This is a genomic window from Clostridium sp. CM039 (assembly GCF_055081075.1).
The window spans coordinates 2,814,350-2,829,065 of record NZ_CM143649.1 but is presented as its reverse complement, the minus strand read 5'-3'; the positions used below and the strand labels follow the sequence as shown (position 1 = coordinate 2,829,065).

The following is a 14,716-nucleotide window of genomic DNA, read 5'->3' as shown; positions in this document are numbered from 1 at the left end:
GACTAATTCACTGTGCAATTTTCAGAGAATATTTATATTCTCAATCTGGTGATTATGGCATGAAGGTAACACCCGTTCCCATACCGAACACGAAGGTTAAGCTTCAATGCGCCGATGGTACTGCAGGGGTGACCTTGTGGAAGAGTAGGTTGTCGCCAGGTCAATACATGGATCTTTAGCTCAGCTGGTTAGAGCTACCGGCTCATAACCGGTCGGTCCGGGGTTCGAGTCCCTGAAGGTCCACCAAATAACAGTCCTATTAGGACTGTTATTTTTATTGTGCGCCCGGCATGGGCGCAATCTAATGGGTGAAAGTCCCTAGCACGGGTTAATAGTGCCAAGTGCATAGCTTAAGACAAGGGTGTCCATCGTGAGATGGAATCTGAAGGAAGTTGGCGGCCAAACTCCGGTCTGACGAACAGAAACTACATATAAGGCATATGCTTGTGGGTAAGTTTGCAATACAAAACGAAGCCCAAAACTATTCGAAACAAGTGGTGTAAATGTAGCAGATAGATGGAGTGAAAGATTGCGTTCTTACCCGGGGAGATCTGATAGGTAAGTTGTGGATATGAATTTAGAAATAACAACCCATACAGTGATGTATGGCTGAACTATCAGAAGTCAGCAGACGTCATAGTACCATGCAAAACGCGTTAGCGTGGGAAGGACTGAACAATAGGAGGTTTGGAATTTTGAAGGATACGAGAAAATATGATAAAAGCAGACAACTTCATAAAGAAGGCTCTCTACGAGAGAATAGAGTGGAACTCGAAGGTAATGTAGAAGTGCATAGTATTTCCTCTATGTCAGAAGAAGGAAGAAACGATGTGAATGAATATGATAATGGTTTACTCGAGCAGATATTATCGAGAGATAATATGAATAAAGCATATAAAAGAGTAAAAGCCAATAAAGGAAGTCATGGGATTGATGGTTTGACAGTAGATGAACTTCTACATTATCTAAAAGAGCATGGACAAGAATTAAGGCAATCATTATTAGAAAGTAGATATAGACCTCTAGCCGTAAGAAGGGTAGAAATACCAAAACCTGACGGTGGAATTAGGCTACTTGGAATACCTACTGTATTAGATAGAGTTATTCAACAAGCGATATCACAAACTCTAATACCAATATATGAAAAGAAATTTTCTGATAATAGTTACGGTTTTAGACCTTTAAGAAGTGGAAAACAAGCTGTTGAAAAATGTAGGGGATATATTAATGCTGGACATACATGGACGGTGAATATAGACCTTTCTAAATACTTTGATACGATAAATCATGATAAATTAATAAGGATACTATCGGAAGATATTAAAGATAGTAGAGTAATTTCTCTGATACGAAAGTATCTACAAAGTGGAGTGATGATAAATGGGGTATTTATGAATACAGAAGAAGGAGCACCTCAAGGCGGGCCTTTGTCCCCATTATTAAGTAACGTAATGTTACATGAACTCGATGTAGAACTAACAAAACGAGGACTAAACTTTTGTAGATATGCTGATGATGCGAATATATACGTCAAAAGTGAGAAATCAGCAAATAGAGTAATGAAGAGTATTACGAGATTTATTGAGGAAAAGTTAAAGCTTAGAGTGAATAAAGAAAAGAGTACAGTAGATAGACCTTGGAAACTTAAATTTTTAGGATTTTCATTTTACCGAGCAAAAGGTGAATACAGAATGAGAGTTCCTCAAAAACCTATAATCAAATTCAAAGCAAAGCTAAAAGAATTAACTTCAAGAAGTAATGCGATGAGCATGAAATATAGGTTTATGAAACTTAAGCAAGTGATAGTTGGATGGATAAATTATTTTGCTATTGCAGACATTAAAAGTATTCTTAAAACACTTGATGAATGGTTAAGGCGAAGAATTAGAATGTGTTTTTGGAAACAATGGAAAAAGATTAAAACAAAATATGGGAACCTTGTTAAATTAGGAATACCAAACAATAAAGCTTTGCAATATGCAAATACAAGGAAAGGCTATTGGAGAACATCCAATAGCCCTATATTAAACAAAACATTGACCAATAAATACCTTAAAAATATAGGATTAGTTTCTATATCTGAGACATATTTATTAAAACATTAATTTCTATTGAACCGCCGTGTACCGAACGGTATGCACGGTGGTGTGAGAGGTCGCTAAATAAATTAATTATTTAGCTCCTACTCGATTCACTAAAAATAATGGAGCTAATATATAGTTACATAATATTAAAAATGATATGGTTTTATTAACATAAATAGGCGAACACTTGTGGATAATGTGAATTCATTTGACATAACTGTTAATATTAAATGCAATATATTTATGAAAGTGAAGTTATAAAGCTAAGTTTAATATTTGAAATTTATATTTATTTATATTGAAAAAAGATTTACATATAATATTTATGTAAATCCTTTTTTTATTGAAGGATGGTATATTTCAAAAAATAATACAATCATACATATATTAATTTATATGGTTAGCTAATTATGAAATATATAGTAAAATATTTTTTTAACAAACGTTACTAAAGCAAAAATCACGCAGACACCTATTCACGTGTGTCAGCATAGTTAATTATTAGATTATTAGAGTAATATATAGCAAATTAATAATAATTCTATTATATAAATGGTAGGTTAAGTATAGAATTTTATTATTATGATAGAATACTCCTTGTAGTCACGAACGAGTAACTATAAAGATTGATAAGTTAACATTTAATATTCTAAAATGTTTAAAAGAAATGTTGACAAAATAAGAAATACCTAGTAATATAGTAGAAGTCGTCACATGATGACAAAGTAAATTGGTCTTTGAAAATTAAACAGAGAAATAGGTAAAGATAGCGAAATAATATTTCGCTAAACCAGTTAATTACTTTAGTATAAAGTAAAATTTAGTCGTAAGACTAAAAGTATGTAATGAGCTTGCGTAACAACTTAACAGTTGTCGCAGATTAATCATTTCAACTAAAAAAGTGTAAACTTTTAAATTGAGAGTTTGATCCTGGCTCAGGACGAACGCTGGCGGCGTGCCTAACACATGCAAGTCGAGCGATGAAACCTTTCGGGGTGGATTAGCGGCGGACGGGTGAGTAACACGTGGGTAACCTGCCTCAAAGAGGGGAATAGCCTCCCGAAAGGGAGATTAATACCGCATAATATGTTTTGGTCGCATGATCGAAACATCAAAGGATTTTTCTTCGGAAAATTCCACTTTGAGATGGACCCGCGGCGCATTAGCTAGTTGGTGAGGTAACGGCTCACCAAGGCGACGATGCGTAGCCGACCTGAGAGGGTGATCGGCCACATTGGAACTGAGACACGGTCCAGACTCCTACGGGAGGCAGCAGTGGGGAATATTGCGCAATGGGGGAAACCCTGACGCAGCAACGCCGCGTGAATGATGAAGGCCTTCGGGTTGTAAAGTTCTGTCTTCTGGGACGATAATGACGGTACCAGAGGAGGAAGCCACGGCTAACTACGTGCCAGCAGCCGCGGTAATACGTAGGTGGCAAGCGTTGTCCGGATTTACTGGGCGTAAAGGATGCGTAGGCGGACATTTAAGTCAGATGTGAAATACCCGAGCTTAACTTGGGTGCTGCATTTGAAACTGGGTGTCTAGAGTGCAGGAGAGGTAAGTGGAATTCCTAGTGTAGCGGTGAAATGCGTAGAGATTAGGAAGAACACCAGTGGCGAAGGCGACTTACTGGACTGTAACTGACGCTGAGGCATGAAAGCGTGGGGAGCAAACAGGATTAGATACCCTGGTAGTCCACGCCGTAAACGATGAATACTAGGTGTCGGGGGTCGAACCTCGGTGCCGCCGTTAACACATTAAGTATTCCGCCTGGGGAGTACGATCGCAAGATTAAAACTCAAAGGAATTGACGGGGGCCCGCACAAGCAGCGGAGCATGTGGTTTAATTCGAAGCAACGCGAAGAACCTTACCTAGACTTGACATCCCCTGCATAACCCAGAGATGGGCGAAGTCCTTCGGGACAGGGTGACAGGTGGTGCATGGTTGTCGTCAGCTCGTGTCGTGAGATGTTGGGTTAAGTCCCGCAACGAGCGCAACCCTTATCATTAGTTGCTACCATTAAGTTGAGCACTCTAGTGAGACTGCCCGGGTTAACCGGGAGGAAGGTGGGGATGACGTCAAATCATCATGCCCCTTATGTCTAGGGCTACACACGTGCTACAATGGTGAGTACAAAGAGATGCAAGACCGCAAGGTGGAGCCAAACTCAAAAACTCATCCCAGTTCGGATTGTAGGCTGCAACTCGCCTACATGAAGCCGGAGTTGCTAGTAATCGCGAATCAGCATGTCGCGGTGAATACGTTCCCGGGCCTTGTACACACCGCCCGTCACACCATGAGAGTTGGTAACACCCGAAGTCCGTGAGGTAACCGTAAGGAGCCAGCGGCCGAAGGTGGGATTGATGATTGGGGTGAAGTCGTAACAAGGTAGCCGTAGGAGAACCTGCGGCTGGATCACCTCCTTTCTAGGGAGTAGATGTATTGACTTCGGTCGATGCAATAGAAGAATATTAATTTGTTCTTCAAAAATATCTATTGTAATTAATCGTACCTAGTTCTCTGTTTAATTTTGAGAGACTAATTTTATCTAACTCTTAGGAGTTAGATAATGAATAGTTTTTCTTAAAATGTTCTTTGAAAATTGCACAGTGAAAAAAGTTGTTTTAAAAAAATTAAAACTACGCAAGTAGTTTATAAATTGATTTAATACAATTTCGCAAAATTAATATAACCGTCTATGTAAATAGACAGAATCAAGGTCAAGCTACAAAGGGCGCATGGCGAATGCCTTGGCACTAGGAGCCGAAGAAGGACGCGTTAAGCTGCGATAAGCTTTGGGTAGGCGCAAATAGCCTGTGATCCAAAGATTTCCGAATGGGGGAACCCACATAGTAACAACTATGTACTGCATACTGAATAAATAGGTATGCAGAGGTAGACCCGGGGAACTGAAACATCTAAGTACCCGGAGGAAGAGAAAGAAACATCGATTTCCTAAGTAGCGGCGAGCGAAAGGGAAAGAGCCCAAACCCAGGTCTTTGACCTGGGGGTTGAGGATAGATCATAAATACTGCAATTCCTTAATTGAAGATAGCTGGAAAGCTGCTCCGCAGAAGGTAATAGGCCTGTAAATGAAAAGGAAGAACAGTCAGATCTAATCCAGAGTACCACGAGACACGTGAAACCTTGTGGGAAGCTGGGAGGACCACCTCCCAAGGCTAAATACTACCTAGTGACCGATAGTGAAGAAGTACCGTGAGGGAAAGGTGAAAAGAACCCCGGAAGGGGAGTGAAATAGAACCTGAAACCGTGTGCCTACAACCGGTCGAAGCACTTTATATGTGTGACGGCGTGCTTTTTGTAGAACGAGCCAACGAGTTACGATATGTAGCAAGGTTAAGTACTTAAGGTACGGAGCCGAAGGGAAACCAAGTCTGAATAGGGCGCATAGTTGCATGTCGTAGACCCGAAACCGGGTGACCTATCCATGGCCAGGATGAAGCGGAAGTAAAATTCCGTGGAGGTCCGAACCACGTTGGTGTTGAAAAACCATGGGATGAGCTGTGGATAGCGGAGAAATTCCAATCGAACTCGGAGATAGCTGGTTCTCCTCGAAATAGCTTTAGGGCTAGCGTCGATTAATTGAGTAATGGAGGTAGAGCACTGAATGGGCTAGGGGCTGACAACAGTTACTGAACCCTATCAAACTCCGAATGCCATATACTTTTATTTCGGCAGTCAGACTGCGAATGATAAGATCCGTAGTCAAAAGGGAAACAGCCCAGACCATCAGCTAAGGTCCCAAAGTGTAAGTTAAGTGGAAAAGGATGTGGGATTTCTAAGACAACTAGGATGTTGGCTCAGAAGCAGCCACTCATTTAAAGAGTGCGTAATAGCTCACTAGTCAAGAGATCCTGCGCCGAAGATGTCCGGGGCTAAAACTTACCACCGAAGCTATGGGTGTACACAATTGTGTACGCGGTAGAGGAGCTTTCTGTACTGGCTGAAGTCATACCGTAAGGAGTGGTGGACGGTACAGAAGTGAGAATGTTGGCATGAGTAGCGAGAGTTAAGTGAGAATCTTAACGGTCGAAAACCTAAGGTTTCCTGAGGAAGGCTCGTCCTCTCAGGGTTAGTCGGGACCTAAGCCGAGGCCGAAAGGCGTAGGTGATGGACAATCGGTTGATATTCCGATACCACCAATGGACGTTATTAGAAATGGGATGACGCAGGAGGATAAGATGTGCACACTATTGGATGTGTGTCTAAGCATTTAGGCGGAGCAAGCAGGCAAATCCGTTTGCTCTTAACGCTGAGATGTGATGGGGAAGGGAATTTATTCCCGAAGTATCTGATTCCACGCTGCCAAGAAAAGTCTCTATCGAGGATATTGGTGCCCGTACCGCAAACCGACACAGGTAGGTGAGGAGAGAATCCTAAGACCATCGGAAGAATTGTTGTTAAGGAACTCGGCAAATTGACCCCGTAACTTCGGGAGAAGGGGTGCCTACGTAAGTAGGTCGCAGAGAATAGGCCCAAGCAACTGTTTAGCAAAAACACAGGTCTCTGCTAAAGCGAAAGCTGATGTATAGGGGCTGACGCCTGCCCGGTGCTGGAAGGTTAAGGGGATTACTTAGCGCAAGCGAAGGTATGAACTTAAGCCCCAGTAAACGGCGGCCGTAACTATAACGGTCCTAAGGTAGCGAAATTCCTTGTCGGGTAAGTTCCGACCCGCACGAATGGCGTAATGATTTGGGCACTGTCTCAACAACACATCCGGCGAAATTGTAGTGCAAGTGAAGATGCTTGCTACCCGCGATTGGACGGAAAGACCCCGTAGAGCTTTACTGTAGCTTAGCATTGAATTTCGGTATTGTCTGTACAGGATAGGTGGGAGACTGAGAAACATGGGCGTCAGCCTGTGTGGAGTCATCCTTGGGATACCACCCTGACAGTACTGAGGTTCTAACTGGAGGCCATGAATCTGGTCACAGGACATTGTTAGGTGGGCAGTTTGACTGGGGCGGTCGCCTCCAAAAAAGTAACGGAGGCGCCCAAAGGTTCCCTCAGCGCGGTTGGAAATCGCGCGAAGAGTGCAAAGGCAGAAGGGAGCCTGACTGCGACACTTACAAGTGGAGCAGGGACGAAAGTCGGGCTTAGTGATCCGGTGGTACCTCGTGGGAGGGCCATCGCTCAACGGATAAAAGCTACCTCGGGGATAACAGGCTGATCTCCCCCAAGAGTCCACATCGACGGGGAGGTTTGGCACCTCGATGTCGGCTCGTCGCATCCTGGGGCTGAAGTAGGTCCCAAGGGTTGGGCTGTTCGCCCATTAAAGCGGCACGCGAGCTGGGTTCAGAACGTCGTGAGACAGTTCGGTCCCTATCCGTCGCGGGCGTAGGAAATTTGAAGGGAGCTGTCCTTAGTACGAGAGGACCGGGATGGACAAACCTCTGGTGCACCAGTTGTCACGCCAGTGGCATCGCTGGGTAGCTATGTTTGGAAGGGATAAACGCTGAAAGCATCTAAGCGTGAAGCCCACCCTGAGATGAGATTTCCCATAACTCGCACGTAAGTGCGATGTTAGTAAGACTCCTGGAAGACCACCAGGTTGATAGGTTAGAGGTGTAAGCATGGTAACATGTTCAGCTGACTAATACTAATAAGTCGAGGGCTTGACCTAAATAATTAGAAATAACGCGAAGCTTCGGACGTAAGGAAGAAGACTAATTCACTGTGCAATTTTCAGAGAATATTTATATTCTCAATCTGGTGATTATGGCATGAAGGTAACACCCGTTCCCATACCGAACACGAAGGTTAAGCTTCAATGCGCCGATGGTACTGCAGGGGTGACCTTGTGGAAGAGTAGGTTGTCGCCAGGTAAGAAAAAAACCGCTAAGTTATACTTAGCGGTTTTTATTGTGCGCCCGGCATGGGCGCAATCTAATGGGTGAAAGTCCCTAGCACGGGTTAATAGTGCCAAGTGCATAGCTTAAGACAAGGGTGTCCATCGTGAGATGGAATCTGAAGGAAGTTGGCGGCCAAACTCCGGTCTGACGAACAGAAACTACATATAAGGCATATGCTTGTGGGTAAGTTTGCAATACAAAACGAAGCCCAAAACTATTCGAAACAAGTGGTGTAAATGTAGCAGATAGATGGAGTGAAAGATTGCGTTCTTACCCGGGGAGATCTGATAGGTAAGTTGTGGATATGAATTTAGAAATAACAACCCATACAGTGATGTATGGCTGAACTATCAGAAGTCAGCAGACGTCATAGTACCATGCAAAACGCGTTAGCGTGGGAAGGACTGAACAATAGGAGGTTTGGAATTTTGAAGGATACGAGAAAATATGATAAAAGCAGACAACTTCATAAAGAAGGCTCTCTACGAGAGAATAGAGTGGAACTCGAAGGTAATGTAGAAGTGCATAGTATTTCCTCTATGTCAGAAGAAGGAAGAAACGATGTGAATGAATATGATAATGGTTTACTCGAGCAGATATTATCGAGAGATAATATGAATAAAGCATATAAAAGAGTAAAAGCCAATAAAGGAAGTCATGGGATTGATGGTTTGACAGTAGATGAACTTCTACATTATCTAAAAGAGCATGGACAAGAATTAAGGCAATCATTATTAGAAAGTAGATATAGACCTCTAGCCGTAAGAAGGGTAGAAATACCAAAACCTGACGGTGGAATTAGGCTACTTGGAATACCTACTGTATTAGATAGAGTTATTCAACAAGCGATATCACAAACTCTAATACCAATATATGAAAAGAAATTTTCTGATAATAGTTACGGTTTTAGACCTTTAAGAAGTGGAAAACAAGCTGTTGAAAAATGTAGGGGATATATTAATGCTGGACATACATGGACGGTGAATATAGACCTTTCTAAATACTTTGATACGATAAATCATGATAAATGGGGTATTTATGAATACAGAAGAAGGAGCACCTCAAGGCGGGCCTTTGTCCCCATTATTAAGTAACGTAATGTTACATGAACTCGATGTAGAACTAACAAAACGAGGACTAAACTTTTGTAGATATGCTGATGATGCGAATATATACGTCAAAAGTGAGAAATCAGCAAATAGAGTAATGAAGAGTATTACGAGATTTATTGAGGAAAAGTTAAAGCTTAGAGTGAATAAAGAAAAGAGTACAGTAGATAGACCTTGGAAACTTAAATTTTTAGGATTTTCATTTTACCGAGCAAAAGGTGAATACAGAATGAGAGTTCCTCAAAAACCTATAATCAAATTCAAAGCAAAGCTAAAAGAATTAACTTCAAGAAGTAATGCGATGAGCATGAAATATAGGTTTATGAAACTTAAGCAAGTGATAGTTGGATGGATAAATTATTTTGCTATTGCAGACATTAAAAGTATTCTTAAAACACTTGATGAATGGTTAAGGCGAAGAATTAGAATGTGTTTTTGGAAACAATGGAAAAAGATTAAAACAAAATATGGGAACCTTGTTAAATTAGGAATACCAAACAATAAAGCTTTGCAACATGCAAATACAAGGAAAGGCTATTGGAGAACATCCAATAGCCCTATATTAAACAAAACATTGACCAATAAATACCTTAAAAATATAGGATTAGTTTCTATATCTGAGACATATTTATTAAAATATTAATTTCTATTGAACCGCCGTGTACCGAACGGTATGCACGGTGGTGTGAGAGGTCGCTAAATAAATTAATTATTTAGCTCCTACTCGATTGTACGCCTGAAATTGGCGCTTACCTGTCGGTGAAAGTCCGATGCGGGGGAATGGTACCAACCGTTAGATTAAGACAAGGGTGTCCACCGTGAGGTGGAATCTGGAGGAAGTCGGCAGCAAAACTCTGGATAGAAAATTGTAGGGGATATATCAATGCTGGATATACATGGGCAGTAGATATCGATATACTGCCAACATAAACAGCCCTATGCTAAATATTGGGGAAATGGCAGTACTTCGTCGTCAGATGGTGTAAGAGTTAAATCGGCAATTGAAGCTTTAAATGAATGCTATAACCCTCATTATGACTTAGAGAAAGGTGTGACAATGTACTCAGCTGTAAGTGATCAGTATTTAAGATTTGGAATAGGTATTATAAATACAAATTCAAGAGATGCAATTCATATAGTTGATATAATTCTCAACTATAAAATAGAACTTGAGATTGAAGAACTAGAGTAAAGTAATTAGGAGCAGGCAGATTATTTAATAATCTGGCTGTATTCATAGTAACAGAAACTATTTATTTTTTATAAGTGTAATTGACTTTAACCTTAGGGGAAGGTTTATTATTGTATTTGAGGATAGATGAATATGAAAGGAGGATGAGTTGGATTTATGCTTTCAATTGGAGAGTTTTCGAAGATATGTCAAGTGTCCACCAAGACACTTAGGTATTATGCAGAGATTAGTCTAATTAATCCGGAAGAAATTAATCCAGAGAATGGATATCGATATTACTCTATAAAACAGTTAGAAACAATGCTTCTTATTAAGCGTTTAAAATCGTATGAAATTTCATTAGAAGAAATAAAAACCCTTTTACAATTAGAAAAAGATCAGTTTGAAGAAAAATTAATAGTGTTGTTGAATAAAAAGAAATATGATATTCAAGCAAAGGTAACAGCCTATGATATAATGCTGCAACAACTAAGTAACGATATACAAAATCTTCAAAAAGGTGAATCTGTATTTAGCAATATAAAAGATTTAGATATTATGCTTGTAGAAGTACCGGCTATGTATATTTTATCAATTCGTAAATTAGTAAGTATAGAAGAATGCAATTTAGGATATGACGTATTTTTTAATCAATTGTATAAAAGAATAGCAGAAGATGGTCTTACAATGATAGGTCCGCCAATGACAATATATCATAGTGAGGAATATTTATTTGAAAGGTATGATATTGAATTTGCAATTCCAATTAAAGAATATGTCACCGGTACAAAAGATTTTAATCCGGGATTGTGCATTAAAACCCGACTTAAAGGAGCCTATTCAGAAATTACTTCAGTATATGCAAAGCAACATGAATGGGTAGAACAAGAAAGATATTGTGTGGCAAAACCTCCATTTGATGTTTATGTAACAAATCCTCTGGAAACTGAGAGACCGAAAGATTTTATCACAGATGTGTATTTACCCGTGAAGAAGGTTTGATTAATGTGAGGAGGAAATAATGTGTTTAAAAAAGAATACTTTCATGGTGATCTAGAAGAATTAATAGCAAAGAAATATAAAAATATAGCAGGTATTGTTGTTGTGAAAGATAGCAACACGATTTATGAAAATTATTTCAATGGTTATAGAAGAGGAGATACAGTTCATGTTGCTTCGGTAACAAAAAGTGTATTATCTGCACTGATAGGAATTGCTATTGATAAAGGATTTATAGAGAGTGTAAACCAAAAGGTGCTGGATTTCTTTCCAGAGTATGATAGCACACTCGTAGATAGTAAAAAGCAAGAAATAACGATAAAACATCTTATTACAATGACAGCACCATATATTTATAAGCGAGAACCTTTTAAAGAATTATGTAGTAGTTCAGATTGGGCAAAATATGCGCTTGATTTATTAGGCGGAAAAGATGAGTGCGGTACATTCAAGTATTCTACAGCCGGAGCGCATTTATTATCTGTAATACTTACAAAAGCAACCGGAAAGACAGCAAGAGAATTTGCAAATGAATATTTATTTGAACCAATTGGAATGAAACAACCGCCAAATTATGAAATGACTACTGCTACCTATATGGATTTTATTAAGGGTAAGAATGTTTGTGGATGGGTATCTGATCCTAAGGGGAACAGTACCGGTGGTTGGGGAGTTACTTTATCAGCAGTTGATATGGCTCGATTTGGACAACTCTATTTGAATTATGGAAATTGGAATGATAAACAGATAATTTCAAGAGAATGGATTGGGGAATCTCTACAGGATAATTCAAATCATTATGGATATCTTTGGTGGCTATTTAAAGAAGATGAATTTGCGTATTGTGCTATTGGGGATGGAGGTAACGTGATTTGTTGCTTACCAGAAAGAAATATGGTAGTTGCTATTGCTTCTAAATTTATGATGCTACCAAAAGATAGAATGAAATTAATAAAAAATTATCTGCTGCCATTATTAGATAAAGAAAAAAGTATATAAGTATAATCTCCACGTCAAATTCCAATTTGTAGAGTTAATGTAACATAAGTTTAGATTCAGTTCTGTCGTATCTTTCTTATTTTATGTCATTCCATACCAGCCATAAAATAGTAGTCTGTTTTTGATTTATAGTTCATCAAAAATGGAGAGTAATATCTTGTAGCTGTTTTTTCACGAATCGTTTCAATACCCCATATATTTAGTCTATCAGAGTTTTGGAAGTCGAAATGGACTTACTTGTTTTGGAAAAGTTGGAATACTCGGAGTATTGATTGAGAAGCTATTTACTTTTATAAGTGGAATAGTTATTATGAAGAATCATGTAAATATATTAACATGACTATTAGTAGCAACGAATTTTGGTAATCTGTACAAAGGTCTTATAATATTAAACAGAGTATCTAGATTATTAGTATAAATGATACTTACCCATGTGTATCAGGATGCGGAATATTGAATTATTTAGACTTATATGTAGAAATATGAATATAATCTAGCTAGAGCACCTATGTTGTGAAATTATACTCTTATTTATATGATAGAATACTCCTTGTCGTCACAAACGAGTGCACGATAAACTAAGTGTTGATAACTATTTAATATGTTTTCAAATGAAAATAAGTTTTAAAAAGTTGTTGACAAAACAAGAAATACCTAGTAATATAGTAGAAGTCGTCACATGATGACAAAGCAAATTGGTCTTTGAAAATTAAACAGAGAAATAGGTAAAGATAGCGAAATAATATTTCGTTAAACCAGTTAATTACTTTAGTATAAAGTAAAATTTAGTCGTAAGACTAAAAGTATGTAATGAGCTTGCGTAACAACTTAACAGTTGTCGCAGATTAATCATTTCAACTAAAAAAGTGTAAACTTTTAAATTGAGAGTTTGATCCTGGCTCAGGACGAACGCTGGCGGCGTGCCTAACACATGCAAGTCGAGCGATGAAACCTTTCGGGGTGGATTAGCGGCGGACGGGTGAGTAACACGTGGGTAACCTGCCTCAAAGAGGGGAATAGCCTCCCGAAAGGGAGATTAATACCGCATAATATGTTTTGGTCGCATGATCGAAACATCAAAGGATTTTTCTTCGGAAAATTCCACTTTGAGATGGACCCGCGGCGCATTAGCTAGTTGGTGAGGTAACGGCTCACCAAGGCGACGATGCGTAGCCGACCTGAGAGGGTGATCGGCCACATTGGAACTGAGACACGGTCCAGACTCCTACGGGAGGCAGCAGTGGGGAATATTGCGCAATGGGGGAAACCCTGACGCAGCAACGCCGCGTGAATGATGAAGGCCTTCGGGTTGTAAAGTTCTGTCTTCTGGGACGATAATGACGGTACCAGAGGAGGAAGCCACGGCTAACTACGTGCCAGCAGCCGCGGTAATACGTAGGTGGCAAGCGTTGTCCGGATTTACTGGGCGTAAAGGATGCGTAGGCGGACATTTAAGTCAGATGTGAAATACCCGAGCTTAACTTGGGTGCTGCATTTGAAACTGGGTGTCTAGAGTGCAGGAGAGGTAAGTGGAATTCCTAGTGTAGCGGTGAAATGCGTAGAGATTAGGAAGAACACCAGTGGCGAAGGCGACTTACTGGACTGTAACTGACGCTGAGGCATGAAAGCGTGGGGAGCAAACAGGATTAGATACCCTGGTAGTCCACGCCGTAAACGATGAATACTAGGTGTCGGGGGTCGAACCTCGGTGCCGCCGTTAACACATTAAGTATTCCGCCTGGGGAGTACGATCGCAAGATTAAAACTCAAAGGAATTGACGGGGGCCCGCACAAGCAGCGGAGCATGTGGTTTAATTCGAAGCAACGCGAAGAACCTTACCTAGACTTGACATCCCCTGCATAACCCAGAGATGGGCGAAGTCCTTCGGGACAGGGTGACAGGTGGTGCATGGTTGTCGTCAGCTCGTGTCGTGAGATGTTGGGTTAAGTCCCGCAACGAGCGCAACCCTTATCATTAGTTGCTACCATTAAGTTGAGCACTCTAGTGAGACTGCCCGGGTTAACCGGGAGGAAGGTGGGGATGACGTCAAATCATCATGCCCCTTATGTCTAGGGCTACACACGTGCTACAATGGTGAGTACAAAGAGATGCAAGACCGCAAGGTGGAGCCAAACTCAAAAACTCATCCCAGTTCGGATTGTAGGCTGCAACTCGCCTACATGAAGCCGGAGTTGCTAGTAATCGCGAATCAGCATGTCGCGGTGAATACGTTCCCGGGCCTTGTACACACCGCCCGTCACACCATGAGAGTTGGTAACACCCGAAGTCCGTGAGGTAACCGTAAGGAGCCAGCGGCCGAAGGTGGGATTGATGATTGGGGTGAAGTCGTAACAAGGTAGCCGTAGGAGAACCTGCGGCTGGATCACCTCCTTTCTAGGGAGTAGATGTATTGACTTCGGTCGATGCAATAGAAGAATATTAATTTGTTCTTCAAAAATATCTATTGTAATTAATC

General features: G+C 40.5%; 4 protein-coding genes, 1 tRNA gene, 5 rRNA genes and 1 pseudogene. All 11 read left to right on the top strand.

Going from position 1 to position 14,716, the window contains the following annotated elements; all coding sequences use genetic code 11:
- Positions 1 to 44 precede the first annotated feature (44 nt).
- The 11 genes and pseudogenes from rrf (ACWJJ2_RS13085) (at position 45) to ACWJJ2_RS13035 (ending at position 14,634) form a co-directional block, all read left to right on the top strand.
- Positions 45 to 161, top strand: a 5S ribosomal RNA gene (gene rrf / locus ACWJJ2_RS13085).
- A gap of 8 nt (positions 162 to 169) precedes the next feature.
- A tRNA-Ile gene (locus ACWJJ2_RS13080) sits at positions 170 to 246 on the top strand.
- A 449-nt stretch (positions 247 to 695) separates the two neighbouring features.
- On the top strand, positions 696 to 2,105 hold the full coding sequence (gene ltrA, locus ACWJJ2_RS13075) for a group II intron reverse transcriptase/maturase (protein ID WP_462952630.1): 1,410 nt from the start codon (positions 696 to 698) through the stop codon (positions 2,103 to 2,105).
- Between the two features lie 891 nt (positions 2,106 to 2,996).
- A 16S ribosomal RNA gene (locus ACWJJ2_RS13070) occupies positions 2,997 to 4,514 on the top strand.
- A 292-nt stretch (positions 4,515 to 4,806) separates the two neighbouring features.
- Positions 4,807 to 7,732, top strand: a 23S ribosomal RNA gene (locus tag ACWJJ2_RS13065).
- Between the two features lie 85 nt (positions 7,733 to 7,817).
- Positions 7,818 to 7,934, top strand: a 5S ribosomal RNA gene (gene rrf, locus ACWJJ2_RS13060).
- Together the 16S, 23S and 5S rRNA genes form the textbook arrangement of a ribosomal RNA operon.
- Before the next feature lie 455 nt (positions 7,935 to 8,389).
- Positions 8,390 to 9,713 (top strand): annotated as a pseudogene (locus ACWJJ2_RS13055) (group II intron reverse transcriptase/maturase).
- A 264-nt stretch (positions 9,714 to 9,977) separates the two neighbouring features.
- Positions 9,978 to 10,262: a Tn3 family transposase gene (locus ACWJJ2_RS13050; RefSeq protein ID WP_216304604.1), complete on the top strand. Its 285-nt coding sequence runs from the start codon at positions 9,978 to 9,980 to the stop codon at positions 10,260 to 10,262.
- Between the two features lie 156 nt (positions 10,263 to 10,418).
- Positions 10,419 to 11,243: a MerR family transcriptional regulator gene (locus ACWJJ2_RS13045; protein WP_216304603.1), complete on the top strand. Its 825-nt coding sequence runs from the start codon at positions 10,419 to 10,421 to the stop codon at positions 11,241 to 11,243.
- A gap of 21 nt (positions 11,244 to 11,264) precedes the next feature.
- Entirely contained in the window at positions 11,265 to 12,239 is a 975-nt protein-coding gene (locus ACWJJ2_RS13040; protein ID WP_165415006.1) for a serine hydrolase domain-containing protein, read from the top strand.
- Between the two features lie 877 nt (positions 12,240 to 13,116).
- A 16S ribosomal RNA gene (locus ACWJJ2_RS13035) occupies positions 13,117 to 14,634 on the top strand.
- Positions 14,635 to 14,716 lie beyond the last annotated feature (82 nt).

Bases quoted from the DNA above. Each gene is read 5' to 3' on its own strand.
- ACWJJ2_RS13045 (WP_216304603.1), top strand. From the start codon at position 10,419: ATGCTTTCAATTGGAGAGTTTTCGAAGATATGTCAAGTGTCCACCAAG.